Raw genomic sequence first — 20,666 nt, 5'->3', positions numbered from 1 at the left:
ACCTTGGCCAGGAGAGCCTCTGCTAGCTCGTCCCTCATTCGATGAGACCTATTCCAGCTGGATGGTGCCAGCGTCGTGCTGCCAACCGATTCTATCGAGATAATAGAGGGTAGCTTGCACGCCAAGGTAGCCGCGTGGCGATAATCCCCAGCAAGATTCGGTACTTGCGCTGACTTCGTCGACACTCAGGCCGAACGGATCGTCAAGCAGTTCGCTATCATTCCCGGGCCAGCGGCCCTTATCGCCGACCCTCAAGACCGGAGCCCCGGAGGTTGCGTGCGTACATGCGCGAACGGCCTCGACCACGGCCGTCTTGCCGCCGCCGCCCAAAATGACGTCCACGGAGTGATTTGAGCAAGTTACGGAAGCCTTTACTCCCGATTGCTCAACAATAGCGGTCGCGACTCGGACCGATGTCGCGGGTTCTTCGAGCGTAGGAAGCGAGATTGCGATTTGGCAGTCGTTGGATCGGAAAGAACTCGCCGAGAAATGACGGGACGAGCGCAGCAATTTCTCGATGCGAAGGACATCTGCCGTCGGATTGCCAGGCGTGGGAGGGCCCTCTGCTAGCATTCTAAGAACAGCGCCGTTGTAGAATCCAATTATCACATTCGACCAATAAGATTTCTCTATTGCCTCCCGGATTCGATCAGCGGCCGATCCACCGCGCCCGGTCGCAATACCGATGACTGCTCCCTCCGCAAGAAGCCGATTCAATCCATTTGCAATGGGCGTTGACAACGGCTGGAAGCGTCCGTCGGGCTCGCAAAGCGTTCCGTCGTAATCAAAGACGATGCCTACAAATTTGCATTGATTGATTCTTTCAACGCCGCGCTTGCAGTGCTCGCGCAACTCCTCGATCTGGTGCGCGGTCTTCCAACCTCCGGCCATTTCCTTTCGCCAGAGCGCCACATCTGTAATCTCTGCACGTTTGGCTTTACGTCGACGCGCGGGCGCTAGGTGATAAAGCTTCCGCCCGAATTCTGGTACGCCCGGCTTCCCAGGATCGATGTTCCGGACCTGTCCTGCGGCGGCGGCAAGATGCAAACTAACGACCATGCCGGCAAGTGCTTGCTCATCGCGGGGACCGCTAAAGTCGATGCGTGCCTTTGAAATTTCGTTCGGAATGAGTTCCAGAGTACGCGTCGCAAGCGCTTCTTGATCATCGCCGATGAGTGCCAAAATCCCTGTAGTATCTGGCCGCTTGGCAAACCAGTGATGACGGCCGTGACCAAAATTCCGGAGATCAGTTGCGTGCACGTTTCCAAGTGCTGCTTCTACGAAACGCGACTCTATGTCCACAGCTGCCGGGCGGAGTGAAGACGAGCAGAGCACGCTCGTGGTCTCGGAAACAACGGCTGGACGCATATGGTCAACAAGCGCATCAAGCGGAACGCTAACACGGCACTGCATGAAAGAAGCAAAAGTCGAGGGAAGAGCCGCAGTGTCTCCAATCAGCAGCCGATAGGCTCTTAGAAGCAAAATTGAAGAACCGAGAAGAGACGCAACGGCCAGAAAGCCGTCTTCGAAAAGCTCTGAGGGGGCAGAAACTACTCTGCTGTACCGATAGCGCTCCGATAACTCGTGAAGCGGAGAGTGGTCTCGCATGACAAGACCAATCAAGGGTTTTGCTTCGCGCTGCGCGGCCTCATCGAAAGCCGCACAAATATCCTTGTTACGTCCGCTTGCCGTGAAACACATTACCGCGGCATCGCGGAGAGACAGGGTCATGTAATCGAGCGGAGTCGAGGGCGAGGCCAAGCGACCGGTTGTAAACTGGTGAATGTAGGCCGCGAATGATGCGACGGAAAAAGAACCACCTGAACCAAGCATCACGGCCGGTTTTGCAGCACAACTTTCGATCGCTACTTTTAATGGACCGGGATCAAGTCTGTTGGCGGCCTCATACACGTCGGGAAGATTGGCTAACTCCTTGATATAGCGCTGCGTCACTAAAGCCTCGGCCTTTAAGGGCAAACAGAAATTCCCTCCACGAACTGCTCGTAGAGCCCATCAGGTTACGGCGGGGAAGCCCCACCGAGAAGACGGAAAGCGCCAGATTATCACAGGAACAAAAAGAGAACAAGCGATCGGGTGCGAAATACGATGACAGTCCTGGACTATCACCATAACTGATGTCGCCCAACGCGGGCCTCGACAACCTACCCCTCCAAAATCGCGACCGCTCGCGTCCAGCCCGCCGAGGCTCGCTCGATCTTGACGGGGAAGCATGACACCTTGAAGCCGGTTGGCGGCAGCAGTTCGAGATTGTGCAGCTTCTCGAGATGGCAATAGCCGATATGGCGTCCGGCCTTGTGGCCTTCCCAGATCAGGCTGGCATCTTTCGTCTCGGCATATTTCTTCGCGGTGTGAACGAACGGCGCGTCCCAGCTCCAGCCGTCGGTGCCGGTCAGGCGCACGCCGCGCTCGAGCAGGTACATGGTTGCCTCATAGCCCATGCCGCAGCCCGAGGTGACATAGTCCTGCCGCCCGTATTTGGCGCCGGCGCTGGTGTTGACCACGACGATCTCGAGCGGCTTCAGCTCGTGGCCGATGCGCTTGAGCTCGGCCTCGACGTCCTTGGCCGTCGCGACATAGCCGTCCGGCAGGTGCCGGAAGTCGAGCTTCACGCCTGATTGAAAACACCATTCCAGCGGCACCTCGTCGATCGTCCAGGACCGCTCGCCGCGATTCATGGTCGGGTGAAAATGCCAGGGCGCATCGAGATGCGTGCCGTTGTGGGTGGAGAGGCTGACCTGCTCCACCGCCCAGCCCTGGCCATCGGGCAGATCCTCGGCCTTCAGTCCATCGAAGAACTGCAGCATGCGCGGCAGGCCCTGCTGATGATTGATGTACTGGATCGTCGGATGATTGCCAGGCGGGTCGGCCGGCACGTCATTTTGCAGCGGGACAGAGATATCGATCAGCTTGGTCGTCATGGCGCTTCCTCGTTGATTGTTCTCGTTGGCAGCGTCGGCCGCCGCTTCAGGCGTCCCCCTCAGGTTCTTGCCGCTCGACGCGATTCTTCAGAATGCCGATCTTCTCGACCTCGAGCTCGATCGTATCGCCATGCTCGAGAAACCAGCCGAGCTCGAGGCCGCAGCCATTGCCGACCGTGCCGGAGCCGATGAATTCACCGGGCATCAGCGTCTCGTCCTGGGAGACGTGCGCGATGATCTCCTCGAACGAAAACAGCATGCCCTCGGAGATGCCCTTGGAGCGGGTCTCGCCGTTGACGCGCGCTTCCATCTTCAGCTTGTAGGGATCACCGATCTCGTCCGGCGTCACGATCCAGGGCCCCATCACGTTGCCGCCGTCAAAACTCTTGCCCTTGGCAGGGCCGAGCCGCCCCTCCATCTCGATGCGCTGGGCGTCGCGCGCGGAGAAATCATTGAAGATGGTGTAGCCGAAGATGTGATCCTTGGCTTTCGCGGCGGAAATGTTCGCGCCCTTGTTCTTGGTGATGATCCCGAATTCGAGCTCGTAGTCCATCACCTTGCTGTAGCGCGGCCATTTCACTGTGGTGTTGGTGCCGCGGACGCTGAAGCGGTTGGTGATGTAGAAGATCGGCTGCTTGCGATAGACCTCGGGCAATTCGCCGAGCGGCTCGGCGTCGATGCGCGCCAACTCTGCCATGTCGCCCTTGGCACGCGCGGCGAGCTTCAGCTGCCCGCGCGGCGCCTGCAGGATGTGCAGGGGAAACGACATGCCGTCGCGCATTTGCCTGGGCTCCGGCACCGGCGCGAGGATGTCGACGGCGCTGACCGCCGCCGACAGCGTCGCGTCCTGACCGTGCTTGTCGAGCAGGGCCCGGGCCCGATCCAGCGCACGGGGCCCGGCGTCGATCAGCGCCAGCATCGAGCCGAAGGCCGGATCGACCCCGCCGTCCCGTGCGGCCGCGGCGGCGAGATCGAACACCTGGCTGTCATTGCTGTGGACGGCGCCGATCTTCTCCTGACCGGCCGTTTTGAATGTTGCGAGCTTCACCTTGGGGACCCCTTGTCGTCGTTTCGAATATATGATCAGATAAAATATCGATAAACAAGAACGAAAAATATAATGTGGGGAGAGCGCAGTGAGGCGAACGCAGATCACAGCGATGTCGGCAGGTCTCGTGCTCGGGATGTCTGCCGGCTTGACGGCACCCGCGCTGGCGCAGGCCAAGATCCAGATCGGCTGCACCGCCACCTCCGACTGCGCCTCGGCCATGGTCGCGGTCGACGAAGGCATTTTCAGAAAGCACGGGCTGAACGTCGAGATGACGCCGATCGCGATCAACTCCAACATCCCGGCGGCGATCCTGTCGAACTCGATTCAGGTCGGCGGCCCCACCTCCACCGTCTTCCTCCAGGCCGTCGACGGGGGCCTCGACCTCGTCGCGATCGCCGGCGCCTCGGTCATGAACCCGACCTCCAACACCGCGATCGCGGCCTTCGTCCGCAACGGCATCACCATCAAGGATCCCAAGGACTTCATCGGCAAGAAAGTCGGCGCGCCCGGCCTGAACGCCTTCCTGCACGTACTCTTCGTGAAATGGCTGGTCGAGAAAGGCGTCGATCCCAAAAGCGTCAATTTCGTCGAGGTCACCTTCCCGACCATGGCCGACATCATCAAATCAGGCGGCGTTGATGCGGTGCTCACGGCCGAACCGTTCGTCACGCGCATGAGCAATGCGGGGCTCGGCTCGGTTGGCGCGCGGTACGGCGCCGAGCTCGGCCGCACCGATCCGATCATCTTCTATGCCGCATCGCGCGACTGGGCGGAGAAGAATGTGGCCACCGTGAAGAAGTTTCGCGAGGCCGTCGCGGAGGCCGCCGCGATCGTCAACAGCGACCGCGAGAAGGCCTCGGCCTCGATCGCCAAGTTCACCAAGCAGCCGCTCGATCTCGTCAAGGCGACGCCGCCGAACCAGTCCGAGCCGAACCTCAAGCCGCAAAACCTCAGCTGGTGGATCGAGGTGATGTCGTCGCAGAAGATGCTGCAATCGAAGCTCGACACGGCGAAACTGGTGCTGAACTAAGGGATATCGACGATGCCAGCTCCCGAGCGCACTCTCGAACGCCTGCCGACGGAAGCCGGCACCTTGAGCGAGCGTGCCGCAAACCTCATCGAGCAGGACATCCTGGCGGGAGATCTCGCACCGGGATCGCGGCTGGGCATCCTCGACCTCGTGCAACGTTACGATATCGGCGCCACGCCCCTGCGCGAAGGCCTTTCGCGGTTGATGTCGCGCGGCCTCATCGTCGGCATCGGCCAGCGCGGCTTCCGCGTCGCCGAGGTCAGCCGCGAGGATCTCGCCGACATCACCTGCATGCGGACGGCGGTCGAGATCGAGGCGGTCAAGCTCGCCATCCTCCACGGCGATGCTGCCTGGGAGGCCGGCATCATCAGCGCGCTGCATCAGATGCGCCGACACATCGAGCGCACCGGCGACGAATTCCGCGAGGGCGCGGCGGAGTTCGACCGGCTGCACAAGGGCTTCCACACCGCGCTGCTCGCCGCCTGCGCCTCGCGGCGCATGCTGGCCGCCCACTCCGACCTCTACGACCAGGCCTACCGCTACCGCCGCGTGATGATGGGCGCCATCGACAGCGGCGAGAGATTCATCCGCAGTCACCAGATGCTCGCCGACCTCGTGCTCGCCCGCGACGTGGCCGCCGCGCAAAAAATGCTGGCGGCGCATCTGCACTCGACCATCGATTTCGTCTATCCGCAGGTGAGCGGGGAACAATCATGAGCGTCGTTGCAAGGCTCATTGAGGCGCGCGCCGCGCGGCGGCAGAAACCGCTGATCGCGTTCAATGCCGCGACGCTGCGGCTCGGCGGCAAGACCATCATCGAGAATCTCGATCTTCAGGTGCGGCCGGGCGAATTCCTCTGCATCGTCGGCGCCTCCGGCTGCGGCAAGACCACGGCGCTGCGGCTCGCCGCAGGTCTCTATCGCCCCACGAGCGGCGCGGTGACGTTTGAGGGCGAAGAGATCACCGAGCCGCGGCGTGAGGTCGCGATCGTGTTCCAGGATTACGGCAAGGCGCTGTTGCCGTGGCGAACCGCGGCCGGAAACATCTCGCTGGCGCTGGAAGCCTCGCGTGTGCCGGCGCGCGAACGCGGCGCGCGCATCGAGGCGCTGCTGCGCAAGGTCGGACTGCCCGGCCATGCCGACAAATATCCGGCCGAAATGTCCGGGGGCATGCAGCAGCGCCTGCAGATCGCGCGCTGCCTTGCGCAGGAGCCGACCACCCTGCTGATGGACGAGCCGTTCGGCGCGCTGGATGCGATGACGCGGCAGGGCTTGCAGGACGAGGTCCTGTCGCTGACGCAGGCGAGCGAGACCACCGTGATCTTCGTGACCCACGATCTCGACGAGGCGATCTATCTCGGCGACCGCGTCATCGGCCTCTTGCCGCATCCGGGCCGGATCGGGATCGAGCTCGACGTCGACCTGCCGCGTCCGCGCGACCAGCTCGCCACCCGCGAGCATCCGGAATTCCTGCGGCTGCGCCGGCAATTGTTCGACTTCATCAAGGCGACCGAGCATTGAGCCTCGATCGCACCAAGCCCTTGCTGCTGCCGCTGGCGCTGGTGCTGGCGTTTGAGCTCTGGGCGCGCCTCACCCATCTGCAAAGCGACAGCCTGGCGCCGCCGAGCGCAATCCTCGCGGCGCTGGCCACGGCGCTCGCCGATCTCTCGATCCCGGTCGCGACCCGCGACACGCTGTTCGCCGCCTTTGCGGGTCTGGCCATCGGCAGCGCCATCGGGCTTGCGCTCGGCATCGCCTTCGGCATTTCGCGTCCTCTCGATCGGCTAATGGAGGTGACGGTCGAGGCGATCCGCCCGATTCCCTCAATTGCGCTGCTGCCGATTGCGTTGATCGCGCTCGGCTTTGGCTATCGCATGGAGATCGTGATCGTGGCGTTCGCCTGCGTCTGGCCGATGCTGATCATGACGCGCAGCGCAGTGCGCAGCATCGAGCCGCGATTGATGGAAGTGTCGCGGGCCTTGCGGCTGAGCGCGCCGCAACGGATCGCGAAGATCGTGATCCCGGCCGCACTGCCGCGGATCTTTGTCGCCTTCCGCCTGTCGGCCGGGATCGCCCTGATCGTCGCGGTCACCGTCGAGATCGCCATCAACCCGATCGGCTTGGGTGCCGGCATCATGCTGGCACAGCAGGCCCTGCGCGCCGACCTGATGCTCGCCTATCTCGTCTGGATCGGCGCGATCGGCTACGCGCTGAACATGCTGTTGATCGCCGCCCAGCGCCGTCTGTTCGGCCGCGCCGCGCTCGCCGGAGACAATCCATGAAGCGCACCGCGATCCTCTGGCGTTTGGCAAGCGCCCTCGTCGCAGCCGGCTTCATCGCGGCGTGGCAACTCGTCGCCAATCTGAAGCTAGTGTCGCCGGTGTTCCTGCCCGGTCCGGACCGCGCCTGGGCCGCTTTGGTGCGCGGCTTTTCCAGCGGCGATCTCGCGGGCAAGCTCATCGGCACGCTGGAGCACATGGCCTATGGCTGGTTCGCCGCCTCGATCGCCGGCATTGCGCTTGGCGCGCTGATCGGTTCGTCCCGGATGATGCGCGCCTATGTCGCGCCGTCGCTGGAATTCTTAAGGCCCCTGCCGGTCTCGGCGATCATCCCGGTCGCAATCGCGATGCTCGGGCTGACGCAAGGCATGGCGCTGTTCGTGATCGCCTTCGGCGCGATCTGGCCGATCATCCTCGCAACCGTTCACGGCTTTGCCGCAGTCGAGCCGCGGCTCTATGAGGTCGCCCGCTCGCTGCAGATGTCGCGCACCGCAATCATCGCCAAGATCGCCCTGCCCTCGGCATTGCCGGATATCCTCGCGGGCATGCGGCTCAGCCTGACCGTCGCGCTGATCCTCTCGGTGGTCTGCGAGATCCTGGCCGGCCTCGACGGCCTTGGTCACTGGGTGCTGCTCTCGGCACGCGCGTTCCGGTCCGCCGACCTCTTCGCCGGCGTCATCCTGCTCGGCGCGACCGGATATTTGACGTCGATTGCGATGTCACTGGTCGAGCAGCGGCTACTCGCCTGGCGGACCGCGGCGAGGTAGCGCGGATCCCATCGCCAAAACAAAAACGGCCCGCATCAAGCGGGCCGTTGTCGTCTCGGATCCGGTCAATCCGAATTTGGTTGCGGGGAGGCGCAACACCCGATTGTTGCGATTGATTGAACAGGAGATTCCTAAGCTTGCTGCATAACTGATTCGGACCGGGCCGCTGATTAAGAGACAGCCCCGGGGTGAGAACAATCAATGACTTACTGGTCGCACCACTGGGCTTATCCGACTGAAAGTGGGCATTCGTCGCACGATCTTAGTGATTGCACTGCTTGATATCCGAACACGCGCTACTCGGACTTTACGGGGTCAACTGCGACCAGGTTTTACGCGGCATGGCGTGCCGACCTGGCCCGGGCTGAGGCTTTCAGATTCTAACTGGCCGGGAAGATTTACACTGGCGACGCGCCTCATTACGATCCGAGGCAAACCGGTGGCCAGCTTCGAGGCATTGATAGCCGCCGTCGACGCCGCCGTCCAGCGAGGGCTGTGCGCCTGCCGGGGGCTGTCGCCACCGCCGAAGGACAGCTTGTAGGCGTCAGCGCGTCGCTGCGCGGTTTGACGTCGCCTATGGAACTAGGCTTTGAGCAGCCGTTCGGCATGGTGATTGCGGCGGCGTTCGTTGGAGAGTTTTACCACAGGGACCACATGTTTTCTGAACGTGCGAAGCATCTTCCCGGAACCGAGCCTGCCGTAGCATTATTCGTCGAGTTCTTTCCGAACGAAATCGCGGCGATCCTATCGGGCCGCGCTTGCGAGCCCAACCACGCAATCTGGCTACTTCGAATTCTTCCGCGCCGAAGACGTTGTCGCGAAGTCTCTTGAAATCCTCGGGCTCTTCGGCAACGCCGGCGACATTCCCGTCCTTCGTACCTGGTCGATACACCCTACTCTTGATCGTCTCGCCGTACAGGCAATCAGAATGATCGAAGAAGCACCGCCTACTCAGAAAACGAGCCAGGTCGGATAATTCATCCCGAGGCAGCACCATCATGGTGAGGATTGCCCGAAGCTCCATTTTATAGAGCTTCCGTTTCAGGACCTCCGTAAGGCGGGCGTTCTCACGCTGCCCCTGATCACCTCGGGCTAACTACTCGCCACTCCTTCCTTCATTCCTTGTAGTAATCCTTCATGACCTCGTTGGACCAAGCTGGTTGCGCTATCGCTCCTCGCGGGCCAAATTCTTCCATGTAGGGTTTCACATCGATGACCGGGCTGCTATCGATTGCGTCCAGCCCGCGCACATGGAGTGTGTGGCCCGAAACCCCGAGCAACGCGCAACGTGAGACACCCAGCCGGTTCGGCCGCGACTTGCCGCGCTGGGCAAAGATTCCCACCAAGGGCCAATCCGCTCGCTCCCTCGGGTGCCGCGCGCCCTTCTCTACCGAATCCGGTGGCACCTTGTGCATCAGGAAAACTACTTCAACGTGAGAAAACTCCGAGAGCCCCAGTAGCGCGTTTGCACCGAATTGGCGTTGATCGAAGTCGATGTATGATTCCACCGCCCCCCAATGGTCATCTTCAGGTGTCTTACGCGACGACCTGACGGTCGCCACGGGTCGGATGCATATATCCTGCTTCGGTCACGGTGCCCCCTCAACTTCCTGCCAAATCCCGCCTCGCACCAGGGTCTCTCCCGGTTGAACGCGCTGCACGGTCGCGTAGACGGCAGCCGCATCGCACGACAAGCCACTCGCAAGCGTATCCCGCGTGAAGAGCAACATCCGCGAGATCTCCTCCTTGTTGTATGTTCGCTTGCAGTAGATCGTGACGATCGGCCCGTTGTCCATGGCGCCGTAATGCCAGCCGTCGCGATGGAAATTGTGGGGCGCCACCTCGTGCCAAATCGCCCAGCAATGCCCCGGCGGTAGGTGAAGAATGCCGAGGATCCCCGAGCAGAGGTTCTCGAGCAGCGCCGATGGCGGCGAATCGAGAGGTGAATAGATATGAAGGACAGGCACCTGAACCTCACCCACCAACCGTGACACACGCGCTTCGCAACAAAGGCCCCCGTCCCCGCTCAGTGATTAACGGCCGGCTTGCGCGCAACCGCAAGCAACGTCCTCACCGGAATCAGGAATTCGGCTTGATCTACCGCGAAATCAATCCCCAAGGCGTTCAACGTCGCCGCGGGGGCCGACGCAAGCTGCGCACGGATAGCCTGTTCCGCCTCAGGGCCAGAGGCTGCAATTTCGCACCAGCGCTGTATGCTGACACCTTTCGGACTCTCTCGAAGATGCGTCTCGAAGGTCAGGATCTCCAGATCGGCGCCCGCCAGGGTATCTCGCCAGGCCAGCGGCGTGTGGCTTCGGACGTGCGTTGGATCGTGCAAAACTTCCAGCCGATGGTTGAATTCGTCAAGGTCGGAATCGTCGTAGCCATGCAGGTCGATAACTGCGACATGCCCCCCGGCCGAACCAGCCTCGCCATCTCCCGCACCGACGCTTGCAGGTTCGGAAAATGATGCGGTGCAAGCCGGGAAACCGCGACGTCGAATTCGCCGGATCGCAGCGAGACAGAATCGCTCATGGCCAGCACAGTTTCGACCTGGATTGCCTTCTCGTTCGCAAGTCTCTGGAAGGCCCCCAGCATGGTCGGGGCACCATCGACTCCCACGATGCGTTTCGCGCGACCTGCAAACGACAGAGCAAGATGGCCAGCGCCGCAGGCTATGTCGACAACCGACGCGCCGGCCGGCAGGTCGAGCAATTCATGCAATCGCCTGATGGAATGACTGCTCGAATGGACCTCGCTTGTCGCAAAGTTTGTCGACAGTTTGTCGAAGCGCTGGGTTGCCAAAGACGTCATCGTCGATCTCTCCTATTGCGCGGCCGGGGCAGACGGCGGAAAAGCGGATTGCTTCGTTAGGTCGACGATGACATCCAACGTGTCATCGTCAGGCGCGTGGGCACCAGGCCGCGCGAGCATGTGTCCGACCCCTTCGATGATGCGGGTGGTAACGACGGTTCTCGGCCGAACGATCAATTGCTGCGCCGACCGAGGTCCATACGTGTCCGGACCGACGACTTCGCTCAGTTCACCGTCACTGTTACAATATCCGACCAGATCCCGCGCGCCGTAGAGGAAGTCGATTCGCTCGACCGGCGGCATAACAACGCTGGGTTCTTCGATCACACATCCAAGCAGAACAGCCGCGCAGATATTGAGCGAGGTCGGGCGTCTTAGAACGTCAACAATCGAAAGTGCGCCGAGCGACACGCCGAGTAGAATGAGCGGAGATGATCGTGCCGCAATCGCCTCGTGTTCCAAGATCTCGGACAACCGCCGCGTCCGGTTCGCCCGGCGCGCCGGTATCGACACACCTCCGCGCGGTCGATCGGACTCGACATCAAATCGAACCGTAATCATTCCGGAGGAAACGAGCCTGCCGGCCAGCCGCTCGTACAATTCGGATTCGAAGCCGCCCTGATCCATCGGCCCGACATTTCCGGATGGTACAATCAAGACGCGGCCGATCTCGGATCCCGATATCGGTACGAACTCATGAATGCGAATTGCTTCCGGGTTCATCGTTCTCTGCGTTTGCAACATGAGTAGGCAGCCTCTTAGCGCCGGCAGACGGCGGCGACGACACCGCCGATACGGCCGTGGATATGCGTCGTAATGATCTCCTCGTGGAGGGTTTCACCATCAAGCGTCGGCTTCAGGTACTCCGACGACCCATTGACCGGCTCGAGCAGTCCCTTTGCCATGAGGTCTTCGATCACGCCGGCATAGGGCTCATCGGACAACAGATTCACGCCATAGATCCGGGCAAACCGCTGCACGGAGATCGGCTGGTTTGACTTGAAGGCGAACCCAAGCGCCGTCGCGACGGCTTCCGCGCCGGTCAGGCGCCTGCCGGACGCGAGCGGTGCGGTGCTCTGAGATTCCACATGGCGCGCATGGGCGGAGATGTCGGCGATGTTGCGGGTCTGGATAGGATCCGGCCGAATACCCGCGAGCCAGCCATAGGAGCCGGGACCGAATCCGATCATCGTGTCGTAATTCTGCCACTTGTTGCGCGACACCTGTGGGATGTTGCCGTCAGGATAAGATCCTGGCGCACTCCACCAGCCGCAGGGGCTGGGTTCATAGTTTGCATCGAGCAGGACATCCACCATCGCTTCGCGCATCGCGTAGGTGGTTTCAAGCGTCGGGAACAGATTCTGGTCGTGCAGACGGACTTCAGCGACATTTGTCGGTCGTGCCCCCGACCAGCGAAGGCGTTGACCTTGCTGTCGAGCGACTGGAGGCCGACGCTGAACCGGTTGAAGCCGATCTCGATTGCATCACTGACTTCGTCGGCGAGGAAGTTGTCCGGATTGCCTTCCAACGTCGCCTCGCATCCCGGTATGACGGAATAGTTGTCTTGCACATGCCGCATGATCCGCGCCAGGTGCCTGGGTCTGAGCAGCGATGCGGTGCCGCCCCCCAGAAACAGCGACTCAACGCGAGCCGCTGACAACCACGGCGCTCCCCGCAGATATCGTTGCGATTCCTCAATCAGCAAGCCGGTCCAATGATCGAGGGCATCATCGAGCTTCGCGCCGGTCGGGGCCTGCCGCTTGACGTAGTTACAGAACCGGCAAACGTAGCTGCACAGGGGCAAATGGAAATAAAGATGGACTGGCTTCTGCGCGCCATCATGTGTCGCGATCTGCTGCCAAGTCTCTGATGCAGTCAGCGTCGCACCGAAGTTGGCCGTGACATTGATGTTGTAGATGTCTTGATCTATGCGCAATTCGGGGTGTAGCGCCAGCAGAGCACCTGGATTTGTGATGCGCGATCGCGGCGGAGCCGACCTCACCAGCGGAGTAGCAGTCGGTGCATGCATGATCTTTCTCCGGATTGTAATCCCGGCCACCGGTGGCGGCCGGGATCGGCTTCTTAGGCCTTGGTTGCGGAGGCGCCCCGACAAGCGCAAGGGTGATCCCGTCGTTGCTTGGGGTAAGGCGGGCGACGTGCCGATTGCCGCTTTTGAGCGACGGCAGAGGCGGCGCCGACGGTTGCCAGCGATACTCCGTCTTGCGCCAGATCGAGGCCGTTGCCGGGACTCGCGCTGATCTCGATGCCGTCAACTGGCAACAGCTGTCGGCCAATGGCTTTCGTGCTCATGGTTCGATGTCTCCTTTCATTGCAGCCCGCCAAACCATATCGGCGCGGGGCGGGCGACCGGTGCCGATCTCAGGCGACGGTATGCTCCGCTCGATGTGGTCGGGACGGCGCCATCGTGAGCCGGACACCCGCCTTTCGTCTCTCTTCCCACAAGGCGCCCGCACGCAGCATGAACAGGCGAAGGTATTCGGTCGCGCCGCATCCCTTTTGATTCCGGGAGACATTTTGCGCGAGTGGCGGACACCGAAACTGACACCAGATTCCGGCATTGTGGACAGGACATTCCTGACATCCATTGTGATCGTCGAACGTGATGCGCCTGAATTCGTCAAAACCATTGGCCCATATCTCGGCGAACGGCTGATCGACGACGCTGCCGGCCCTGTAGAGCCCGCCGCTCATGCAGTTACTGCAGGGAAACACATCGCACGCTGTTGACGTAGACGAGCGAACGTCCGCACTTCTCCTGCCCGGTCGCGCGCTCGAGCCTCTGGCAGAATTTGATCGTATCGACACTGCGGACGGCCACCGCCGATGCTACGCCCCCGACTTCCTCCGCCTCCGGCGCGGCCGAGTAGCGGTCCATGCACCGACGATACACCTCGAACACCTCGTCGATCTGATCCGGCTGGAGAAGAATGCCTGGGTGCAGAAGAGCCCGGCCGACCGGGCGTGTTTCAAGCCATTGCGGCCGCGGATAGTCGTTGATCGCGCACCATTCAAAGATCTCCTCCGCGTCAGCTACATTGTTGCGATGGACGGAGATCGCAGTTCGAAAGGCGTGACCGTGCGTTTTCATCCATTCGAAGGCGCTTCGGAGCTTCGGAAAATCCATCTTACCGCGAACTGTTCGCTCAGGGTCCGCGGTGTCGAAGCTGATGAAGAAGGAGGTCCCAGGGGTTATGCGCGCCAGGGCTTCTTCCGTGATCAGAAGACCATTGGTGAAGATTTGCGTGCTGAACGGCTTAGTTCGGGCATAGTTTATGATTTCGATTGCGTCCGGGTGGGCGAAAATCTCGCCACCGGTGAGAAACACCTGCAATACGCCGGATTCCGCAAACTGATCCAGCAGACCGATGATCTTTTCGGTCGTCATTTCGTTGGGTCGCTTCGGACCCGACCACGTATAGCAATGCTTGCAGCGCAGATTGCAAAGGTTGGTGAGCTCGATGAAGGCAATGGCCGGCGCGGTCAAATGGAATTGCTCGAGCCGGACCAGAGGAGACGAGAGGATGTTGTCGTCAATGTCCGGCAACTTGGCGTCGCCCGCGCGGGCGGCTTCGAGTAGAGGGAGCGCCGCTGGATGAAGGAATTCGACCCGTCCATCCGGCAAGAGCGCAACAATGCCGCCCTCATTTTGCTGATAGGGGGTGTTCATCGCGCCACCCGCAATGGCTGGATGGTCCGCGAGATTGCAGGTGCGTATCCGCGCAAATCCGCTGTCAGGCCGATGCTTCTGGAAGCCATGTGTCAGTCCTCCGTCAACCAGAACGTAGGCGGCGACACTCACCGGGGAATCTCAGGCTGATCTCCAGCCAATCACCGGAGCAATTTGCACCAGAGTTCGTGTTGGTTGGACGGCATTTGGATCGCAGCCACTCGCACCGCGGGCGCTATTAAGGGACTCGCATGTCCAGCGGATCGCATCTCCATCCCCAGCCAAACGGTCAACGCAAGTCCTAGTCACAAATGCGTTCCTACTTCTCGAGCCGCGCAGAACAGCTCATAGATGTCGCTCTCGCGATCACCGACGTGAACGCATCGTCCTGGATCGCCCAGCAGCCCCGTGGATTGCTGGACATTGTCCAGCCACCGAATGCTCTCCTTCTTCTCGATGGGAACGCGCGTCGGATTGATCGTTTTCTTAAGCGCGGCGGTCCCCTTGAATTTCTTCCGGGTCCAGAATTTGACCGCCGTCAGTCCAAGCGGCAGCCCTTCGGTCGTCACCGCCAGGCTCGAGTGCATCAGGATGCCGCAAACCGTGTGCGATCTCAGGCCGCCCGCCTTGTCCCGGCCGCTGTTTATGCTTTTGGTGGTCCCGATCGCGTCCGAGCTCTCTCTGATAGCTGAATTCGGTCGTATCATGGAGCACTAGAACAGGACCGTCGGTGCCAATCGTGCGCTCCCGCGTCGATTGAAAGTGGCCGGCCAGAATGTCCGCCTCACTGACCCGGTCGTTGGAGAAAACACGATACGCAGCCTTGGTATTGGCCCAGTCCTGGCACACCAGCGGAATGCTTTCACCCATCGCGCTCGCGATCTGCGCTACCAGTTTGCGGAGCCGCTTGTTCAGGCGCTCGTCGGCAAGGCTGCAGCCAGCGAGCTCGCGATCAAACCATGCGTCGGCTTCTTCGTCCATTGGCACCGCCCCCTGCGAATCGGTGCCAGACAAGGAATCCGGTCGATTCCTGCGATGCAATGGTTTGTGCGCTCCCTCAGCCCGTTCGGCTAAATGTGGGTAATTGAAAGCGTCACCGGACGCGTACGCTCATAATGGTCTCGTTGCTGGTTCAAGTCCAGCCGGGCTCACCACTAACTTGGTAAAATGTGCGGACACCGAAAGAGTGACTCGATTCCTCTAAACGCGCCAAAAAACGGACTCGTCGTGTTCCAAGTAAACCCTACATGCGGATTCCGACGAAGTCGCCCAGGCGTACCGATATGAAGTCGCCCGTGGATTCCGAGACGATGTCGCCCACCTTTCCGATTTGATCTCGCCCAGCGGCGAGGCGTGCTGGCCGGCTGGTTCTCTGGCATCGGTCAAGCCGCGCGGTCAATCTGGAATCGCGACTTCAACCTTTTTTCTTCTTCTGCGGTTGCTGTGATGGGGTGGACGCCCCCTCGACGGCATCGATGTGCCAAAGTGAAGGGTGTTGAACAACCATCACCAGAGAGGAAGCGTCCATGAACGAAGTTAGCACGATTGGACTAGATTTAGCGAAGTATGTCTTTCAGGCCCATGGAGCCGATGCCGCCGGCAAGGTCGTTTTTCGCAAACAGCTGCGCCGGAATAAGCTGCTGGCATTCTTTGCCGAGCAGCCGGCTTGCCTCGTGGCGATCGAAGCCTGCTCGGGCGCGCATTACTGGGCTCGTGAGATCGGCAAGCTCGGCCATGAAGTGCGGCTGATCCCACCGGCTTATGAAGCCCTTCGTGAAGCGGCAGAAGAACGACATGGCCGATGCAGCGGCGATCTGTGAAGCGGCGCAGAGACCGACCATGCGTTTCGTTCCCGTCAAGAGTGAAGAGCAGCAAGCGAGCGCGGTGGTGTTTCGGACCCGCGACCTGCTGATCCGGCAGCGGACCCAGGCGATCAATGCTTTGCGTGGTCATCTCGCCGAATACGGGGTGATTATGGCAAAGGGCACGGCCTATGTCGCAGAGCTTGTCGAGCGCGCAATGGATCCAAAAACCGACGTGCCCGAAGCGGCACGGTTCGTACTCGAGATATTGATCAAGACGATGTTGACGCTGGAAATGCAGATCAAGAAACTCGACAGCGAGATCACCCATCGCGCCCGAAAAGAAGAAGATGCCCGCCGTTTGATGACAATCCCAGGCGTGGGACCAATGACGGCGACGGCTTTGCTTGCTTGGCGAACAGCGGGCGGTCGAGACCGCGCGGGGTGCGATAGTCGATGTCCTCGACGCATGCCTGCTGGCGCAGCTTGGCGTAGCGCAGGCGAGTGGCGAGCCATTTTGTCGTGCCGCAGCGAGGCTTCACGTTCGAGCAGCAGAGCAAGCCATTCGGCGTGACCGAGGCTGCCAGCCTCACCGGCGGCTTCAATGTCGGCGAAGGCCTTGGCTATGCCGTGGAGGCCGAGGGCGTTGAGGCGGTCGAGGGTCGGATGGGTGAGCAAGGGACGGTCTCCTAATTGTAGTAGCGCGGTCCGCGGATGTTGGCATGCAGGATCGACGCATCGTCCGCGGAGCGCTGGTGAGCGGGACGCCGATCGAGATTGTTGGCGAGGATCGACTTGACCGAGCCATAGGTGCGCGCGCCGATGTCGATCGCCCGCGCAGCCGCCGCGTCCAGCCGTTCGCGCCCATAGGAGGCGGCGAGCCTGAGGATGGCGAGGCAGGCGCGGAAGCCTTGTTCGGGGTGCGAGCGCTCGTCGAGAATGAGGTCGCACAATGCGCTGGTTGCCGGCCCGATCGCGGCGGCGTCCTGACGGATACGCCCGATAGTCCAGCCGGCGTAGCGCCGATGGCTGGAGGCCATGTGCTCCGGCACGGTGGTGTGCTTGTGATTGCCACTCATGCGCTGATGCGCGGCAATCCGCTCGCCCTTGTGGAAGATCTCGACGGTGCGGGCGGTGAACCGCACCTCGACCTCGGCACGCGCGAAGCGATGCGGAACGCTGTAATAATGCTTCTCCACCTCGACGTGGTAGTCGAGGCTGACGCGGCGGATCCGCCACTCGGCGAGGACGTAGGGGCTCGCCGGCAACGGCTTGAGCGCCGGCCGGTCGATCTCCTCGAGCAGCCGGCGGCGCGTCACGCCGAGCCGCCGGATCGGCCGCTCCTCGTTGAGCCTGGTGAGCAACTCGCCGATCGCTGCATTGACCTCGGCGAGGCTGTAGAAGACGCGGTGGCGCAGGCGGCCGAGCAGCCAGCGCTCGATAATGAGGACGGCCTGCTCGACCTTGGCCTTGTCGCGCGGCTTGCGAGGTCGCGCCGGCAAGACGGCCGTGCCGTAATGCGCGGCCATCTCCGCATAGGTGCGATTGATCTGCGGGTAGTGGAGGCTCGCCTTGATGACTGCGACTTTGGTGTTGTCAGGCACCAAGAGCGCCGGGACGCCGCCGATCGCCGCGAAGGCGCCAACATGGGCGCTGATCCAGTCGGCGAGTCCCTGCGTCCACGTCGCCTGCGCGGAGGTGAAGCTCGAGGCGCCGAGCACGGCGACGAAGATCTGCGCCGTCCTCCGCTCGCCGGTGAGGCGGTCGACGACCACCGGCACGCCGTCGCCCGCGTAGTCGACGAACAGCTTGTCGCCGGCCGCGTGCGCCTGGCGCATCGTCACCGACAGGCGTCCCTCCCAGGCGCGGTAAAGCTCGCAGAAGCGCGAGTACCGGTATCCGCCGGGCTCGGCGCCGATGTACTCCTCCCACAGGATCGACAGCGTCACATGCTTGCGCTTGAGCTGCGGTGCACCGCCGCCCAGTCGGGCTCGGCGATGCGGCGATGACCCTGCCGGTTACCGTTGCCGGTCTTGGCGAACAGGCGGGCCTCCAGGGCCGCGTCCGTGAGTTCGTCGGGCAACGGCCAGCTCAGGCCTGCGGCCTCGAATCGCCGGATGGTCAGCCGCACTGTCGAGGGCGCCGCGCCCATCCGCCGAGCAATCTCGCGGCTCGGCAGCCCAGCCGCCTTCATCCTGATCACATCGCGCACACGGCGCATCGCAAGCCTCTCCGTCGGCATCCAGGGTCCCCCTTCGCAAAACCGAAAGGTTGACCCTATGGGAGCCAGAAGAGGTCTCGTCACCCCGGGTTCGCCCTTGCGAGACCCGGGCGACATCATCCCGGAATGGTGGGTGACATCATCTCGGAACGGGTGGGCGACTTCAAATCGGAATGGTGGGCGAGATCATCTCGGAATCCTGGGCGACATCGATCGGAATCCGCAACCCTACAAGCACGCCACTCGAATCGGTTGGCTTCTCCGTGGGTCCTCTAGAAGCGCGCGTATGCGCGCTGCGATCTTCCGTGCCTCCTCAGGCCCGGGTTCGAGCTTCACGCAATCGAGGATGCTGAGCAGCGCCTGGGCCTCCTCAGCATTAAACGTCGCGACTTGTCGATCTGCCAGGCTCAAAGATTGATCGGCCGCCCGGGCCTGATTGGCTGCAAGCACCGCAAGCGCCTGCGAGCGTAGGGAGGTGGCGTGTCGCTCCAACGTGTGCATTCCGTTTGGACCTGCAAGGTGGCGTCGCAAGCGATGGTGGCCAGCCCGTCCTCGAAGACTGAGGCTGACCACCTTTGCTCCCGAGAGGCTGAAATTCTCAAGATGCTACCAATTTGTATTCTGAGAACAGTTGGAGAGCACCTACCAGCACGAGGGGGTTGCCGCATCCCGCGTGCCTGTATAAAATGCTCGGCCTGTAACTGTTCGAGCTGGCTCCGCTCATAGGAGTAACGCCTTGCCAAGGACCGAAGTGGCAATCCAAGCATTCACGGACTACGTCCGTAGGCCAAGCCATACACCGGCAGAAGACACGTACGGCCCACAGCGAACTAAAGAACAGCTGGCCGATTGGCGATCCCGGGTTGAAGTTATCCGCTCAAAAATGGACGCGGTGGCGGATTGCCCGATTTCGACCTTATCCGAATTCGAGGCGCTCAGACGCGAGATGGGGACAGATTTTCCCGCAACGCCACCCGCTTTACTTAACCGTGTAGCGGACGCATTTTTACACCGTGGTTCGGCGGATGCCCGACCCTCAATCAGGACGGAGCCGGATGATGCCTAGCACATTCTCGCTGCACAAGATCGACGAAGCGATACGCGACCTCGAAGAAAAAGTTGCTCACGGTGCAGAAATCAGCCGCGAGGAGCTCGCGAGCAGCATTCTGCGGATTACGAAGCGTCTTCGAGATGAACTCGAAGCGGCGGTCACGGTAGTCGATAGCCTCAAGGATCACACCGGACTCACGGTGGCAGCCGCGCGACCTAAACAGCGGGAACGTTAGCGGCAACTTGACTCGACGCTTGGAAGTGGACCAATAAAGTGCTGTCCCTGCCACTCGCTAGTGACTTCTACGCAGCCAGCCTCAGCGACGAAAGAAGCTGACGGGGATACATCATCCCGACGAATGCCCTAGCGCAACTACCAGGATAGGGCGGTGACTTGGCGATCAGTCCCGGATCGTAGGCAGCACGGGCGCGGCGCGCTGGCGAAAGTCTCACAGGCATCCCACCCGAGAACCGGCTGGTACGGGGATGTCCCGGGTTCTGTTGAATTTCTGAAGAGGTCGGCGTTGCTCACCTTGAGCCGGTAGGCTCGGGGTGCTGATTCCACAAAGGAGAGCAACGCCATGACGAGAGATATCACACCGGCTGGTTCGCCGGCGACTGGGGCTGTGGACGAAGCGTTTGCGGAAGTGCGGGCGAGCTTTGATCGGTTCTGCCTTGCGGCGGGGATCGAGGCGCTCGGCACGATGATGGAGGCGGACGTGACGGCGGCCTGCGGGCCGCGCCACGGTCGCGATGCGGCGCGGCGGGCGCACCGTTGGGGCCGAACGCGCGGACGGATCGGTTTCCACGGCGGCAAGATCGAGGTCGAGCGCCCGCGGGTCCGGGGCGTGGACGGCCGCGAGGTCACGATCCCGAGCTGGGAAACGGCGGCGCAGGAGAGAGCTGGCCCCGGTTGTCTGAACAGCAATTCCGCGTCGATAAGTGGAGTTTCTGCCAGAGTTAGGCTGCCGCGCGGAACGGCAGCGGGCTGAAGTAAGCTTGATCGGGGGTGCCGCCGTCAAGGCT

20 protein-coding genes and 4 pseudogenes are annotated in these 20,666 nt (G+C 61.7%); 9 read left to right on the top strand and 15 right to left on the bottom strand.

What is annotated here, in order from left to right; translation table 11 throughout:
- Window positions 1-48 precede the first annotated feature (48 nt).
- The 3 genes from I6F37_RS45965 to I6F37_RS23590 form a co-directional block, all read right to left on the bottom strand.
- Entirely contained in the window at window positions 49-1,953 is a 1,905-nt protein-coding gene (locus tag I6F37_RS45965) for an HAD hydrolase family protein (RefSeq protein WP_157783948.1), read from the bottom strand.
- A gap of 209 nt (window positions 1,954-2,162) precedes the next feature.
- On the bottom strand, window positions 2,163-2,939 hold the full coding sequence (locus I6F37_RS23595; RefSeq protein WP_035997181.1) for a cyclase family protein: 777 nt from the start codon (window positions 2,937-2,939) through the stop codon (window positions 2,163-2,165).
- Between the two features lie 46 nt (window positions 2,940-2,985).
- Complete coding sequence (locus I6F37_RS23590; protein WP_035997178.1) at window positions 2,986-3,987, bottom strand: fumarylacetoacetate hydrolase family protein; 1,002 nt, start codon at window positions 3,985-3,987, stop codon at window positions 2,986-2,988.
- A 112-nt stretch (window positions 3,988-4,099) separates the two neighbouring features.
- On the opposite strand from I6F37_RS23590, the gene I6F37_RS23585 reads away from it, so the two are divergent.
- The 5 genes from I6F37_RS23585 to I6F37_RS23565 are packed head-to-tail and all read left to right on the top strand — an operon-like array spanning window position 4,100 to window position 8,065.
- On the top strand, window positions 4,100-5,020 hold the full coding sequence (locus tag I6F37_RS23585; protein ID WP_249795350.1) for an ABC transporter substrate-binding protein: 921 nt from the start codon (window positions 4,100-4,102) through the stop codon (window positions 5,018-5,020).
- 12 nt (window positions 5,021-5,032) lie between these two features.
- Complete coding sequence (locus tag I6F37_RS23580; RefSeq protein WP_035997172.1) at window positions 5,033-5,737, top strand: GntR family transcriptional regulator; 705 nt, start codon at window positions 5,033-5,035, stop codon at window positions 5,735-5,737.
- Window positions 5,734-6,540: an ABC transporter ATP-binding protein gene (locus I6F37_RS23575; RefSeq protein WP_035997169.1), complete on the top strand. Its 807-nt coding sequence runs from the start codon at window positions 5,734-5,736 to the stop codon at window positions 6,538-6,540. Before I6F37_RS23580 ends, I6F37_RS23575 begins: the two co-directional genes overlap by 4 nt.
- Window positions 6,537-7,301, top strand: a complete 765-nt coding sequence (locus tag I6F37_RS23570; RefSeq protein WP_035997166.1) for an ABC transporter permease — start codon at window positions 6,537-6,539, stop codon at window positions 7,299-7,301. Before I6F37_RS23575 ends, I6F37_RS23570 begins: the two co-directional genes overlap by 4 nt.
- Window positions 7,298-8,065: an ABC transporter permease gene (locus I6F37_RS23565; RefSeq protein WP_035997163.1), complete on the top strand. Its 768-nt coding sequence runs from the start codon at window positions 7,298-7,300 to the stop codon at window positions 8,063-8,065. Before I6F37_RS23570 ends, I6F37_RS23565 begins: the two co-directional genes overlap by 4 nt.
- Window positions 8,066-9,180: 1,115 nt before the next feature.
- Here the strand turns inward: I6F37_RS23565 and I6F37_RS23560 are convergent.
- The 10 genes from I6F37_RS23560 to I6F37_RS23515 form a co-directional block, all read right to left on the bottom strand.
- Complete coding sequence (locus tag I6F37_RS23560; RefSeq protein ID WP_202948377.1) at window positions 9,181-9,573, bottom strand: SAM-dependent methyltransferase; 393 nt, start codon at window positions 9,571-9,573, stop codon at window positions 9,181-9,183.
- Window positions 9,574-9,654: 81 nt separating this feature from the next.
- A complete protein-coding gene (locus I6F37_RS23555) occupies window positions 9,655-10,047 on the bottom strand; it encodes a hypothetical protein (RefSeq protein WP_157785107.1) in 393 nt (130 codons plus the stop codon).
- Between the two features lie 274 nt (window positions 10,048-10,321).
- Window positions 10,322-10,879, bottom strand: coding sequence for a class I SAM-dependent methyltransferase (locus I6F37_RS23550; protein ID WP_081493689.1), 558 nt, complete (start codon window positions 10,877-10,879; stop codon window positions 10,322-10,324).
- 12 nt (window positions 10,880-10,891) lie between these two features.
- Window positions 10,892-11,602 (bottom strand): hypothetical protein, encoded by a 711-nt coding sequence (locus I6F37_RS23545; RefSeq protein ID WP_157785106.1) that lies wholly within the window; start codon window positions 11,600-11,602, stop codon window positions 10,892-10,894.
- 35 nt (window positions 11,603-11,637) lie between these two features.
- On the bottom strand, window positions 11,638-12,102 hold the full coding sequence (locus tag I6F37_RS23540; RefSeq protein ID WP_225152835.1) for a hypothetical protein: 465 nt from the start codon (window positions 12,100-12,102) through the stop codon (window positions 11,638-11,640).
- Window positions 12,066-12,908, bottom strand: coding sequence for a radical SAM protein (locus I6F37_RS23535; RefSeq protein WP_210161371.1), 843 nt, complete (start codon window positions 12,906-12,908; stop codon window positions 12,066-12,068). The genes I6F37_RS23540 and I6F37_RS23535 overlap by 37 nt, the downstream gene beginning before the upstream one ends.
- A gap of 53 nt (window positions 12,909-12,961) precedes the next feature.
- Entirely contained in the window at window positions 12,962-13,189 is a 228-nt protein-coding gene (locus tag I6F37_RS45960) for a hypothetical protein (protein ID WP_157785105.1), read from the bottom strand.
- Between the two features lie 69 nt (window positions 13,190-13,258).
- The gene (locus tag I6F37_RS45955) at window positions 13,259-13,591 is read right to left on the bottom strand and encodes a hypothetical protein (RefSeq protein ID WP_202948375.1); all 333 of its coding nucleotides are present in this window, start codon (window positions 13,589-13,591) and stop codon (window positions 13,259-13,261) included.
- Between the two features lie 4 nt (window positions 13,592-13,595).
- Window positions 13,596-14,699: a radical SAM protein gene (locus tag I6F37_RS23520; protein ID WP_202948374.1), complete on the bottom strand. Its 1,104-nt coding sequence runs from the start codon at window positions 14,697-14,699 to the stop codon at window positions 13,596-13,598.
- A 354-nt stretch (window positions 14,700-15,053) separates the two neighbouring features.
- The gene (locus tag I6F37_RS23515) at window positions 15,054-15,548 is read right to left on the bottom strand and encodes a transposase DNA-binding-containing protein (protein ID WP_225152831.1); all 495 of its coding nucleotides are present in this window, start codon (window positions 15,546-15,548) and stop codon (window positions 15,054-15,056) included.
- A gap of 545 nt (window positions 15,549-16,093) precedes the next feature.
- On the opposite strand from I6F37_RS23515, the pseudogene I6F37_RS23510 reads away from it, so the two are divergent.
- Window positions 16,094-16,775: pseudogene (locus I6F37_RS23510) on the top strand (IS110 family transposase); the annotation flags it as partial.
- A 4-nt stretch (window positions 16,776-16,779) separates the two neighbouring features.
- On the opposite strand, the pseudogene I6F37_RS23505 reads toward I6F37_RS23510, so the two are convergent.
- Window positions 16,780-16,996: pseudogene (locus I6F37_RS23505) on the bottom strand (ATP-binding protein); the annotation flags it as partial.
- Here I6F37_RS23505 and I6F37_RS45950 point away from each other — a divergent pair.
- The gene (locus tag I6F37_RS45950; protein ID WP_271529907.1) at window positions 16,940-17,062 is read left to right on the top strand and encodes a hypothetical protein; all 123 of its coding nucleotides are present in this window, start codon (window positions 16,940-16,942) and stop codon (window positions 17,060-17,062) included. The pseudogene I6F37_RS23505 and the gene I6F37_RS45950 overlap by 57 nt on opposite strands.
- Here I6F37_RS45950 and istA read toward each other — a convergent pair.
- Window positions 17,059-18,590, bottom strand: a pseudogene (istA, locus tag I6F37_RS23500) (IS21 family transposase). The gene I6F37_RS45950 and the pseudogene istA sit on opposite strands and share 4 nt — an antisense overlap.
- 1,058 nt (window positions 18,591-19,648) lie before the next feature.
- On the opposite strand from istA, the gene I6F37_RS23495 reads away from it, so the two are divergent.
- The gene (locus I6F37_RS23495; protein ID WP_225152829.1) at window positions 19,649-19,876 is read left to right on the top strand and encodes a hypothetical protein; all 228 of its coding nucleotides are present in this window, start codon (window positions 19,649-19,651) and stop codon (window positions 19,874-19,876) included.
- 345 nt (window positions 19,877-20,221) lie between these two features.
- Window positions 20,222-20,539 (top strand): annotated as a pseudogene (locus tag I6F37_RS23490) (IS256 family transposase); the annotation flags it as partial.
- Window positions 20,540-20,666: the final 127 nt, after the last annotated feature.

The sequence above is a fragment of the Bradyrhizobium sp. NBAIM08 genome, from assembly GCF_020193935.1.
Taxonomy (GTDB): Bacteria; Pseudomonadota; Alphaproteobacteria; order Rhizobiales; family Xanthobacteraceae; genus Bradyrhizobium; species Bradyrhizobium yuanmingense.
The sequence above is the reverse complement of the archived record's forward strand: the minus strand, read 5'-3'. Positions and strand labels throughout refer to the sequence as shown.

Excerpts from the sequence above, each read along its gene's own strand:
- I6F37_RS23595 (WP_035997181.1), bottom strand. The coding sequence starts at position 2,939 with ATGACGACCAAGCTGATCGATATCTCTGTCCCGCTGCAAAATGACGTG.
- I6F37_RS23585 (WP_249795350.1), top strand. The coding sequence starts at position 4,100 with ATGTCGGCAGGTCTCGTGCTCGGGATGTCTGCCGGCTTGACGGCACCC.
- I6F37_RS23580 (WP_035997172.1), top strand. The coding sequence starts at position 5,033 with ATGCCAGCTCCCGAGCGCACTCTCGAACGCCTGCCGACGGAAGCCGGC.
- I6F37_RS23575 (WP_035997169.1), top strand. The coding sequence starts at position 5,734 with ATGAGCGTCGTTGCAAGGCTCATTGAGGCGCGCGCCGCGCGGCGGCAG.
- I6F37_RS23565 (WP_035997163.1), top strand. The coding sequence starts at position 7,298 with ATGAAGCGCACCGCGATCCTCTGGCGTTTGGCAAGCGCCCTCGTCGCA.
- I6F37_RS23550 (WP_081493689.1), bottom strand. The coding sequence starts at position 10,879 with ATGACGTCTTTGGCAACCCAGCGCTTCGACAAACTGTCGACAAACTTT.
- I6F37_RS23545 (WP_157785106.1), bottom strand. The coding sequence starts at position 11,602 with ATGAACCCGGAAGCAATTCGCATTCATGAGTTCGTACCGATATCGGGA.
- I6F37_RS23535 (WP_210161371.1), bottom strand. The coding sequence starts at position 12,908 with ATGCATGCACCGACTGCTACTCCGCTGGTGAGGTCGGCTCCGCCGCGA.
- I6F37_RS45960 (WP_157785105.1), bottom strand. The coding sequence starts at position 13,189 with ATGAGCACGAAAGCCATTGGCCGACAGCTGTTGCCAGTTGACGGCATC.
- I6F37_RS45955 (WP_202948375.1), bottom strand. The coding sequence starts at position 13,591 with ATGAGCGGCGGGCTCTACAGGGCCGGCAGCGTCGTCGATCAGCCGTTC.
- I6F37_RS23515 (WP_225152831.1), bottom strand. The coding sequence starts at position 15,548 with ATGGACGAAGAAGCCGACGCATGGTTTGATCGCGAGCTCGCTGGCTGC.
- I6F37_RS23495 (WP_225152829.1), top strand. The coding sequence starts at position 19,649 with ATGCCTAGCACATTCTCGCTGCACAAGATCGACGAAGCGATACGCGAC.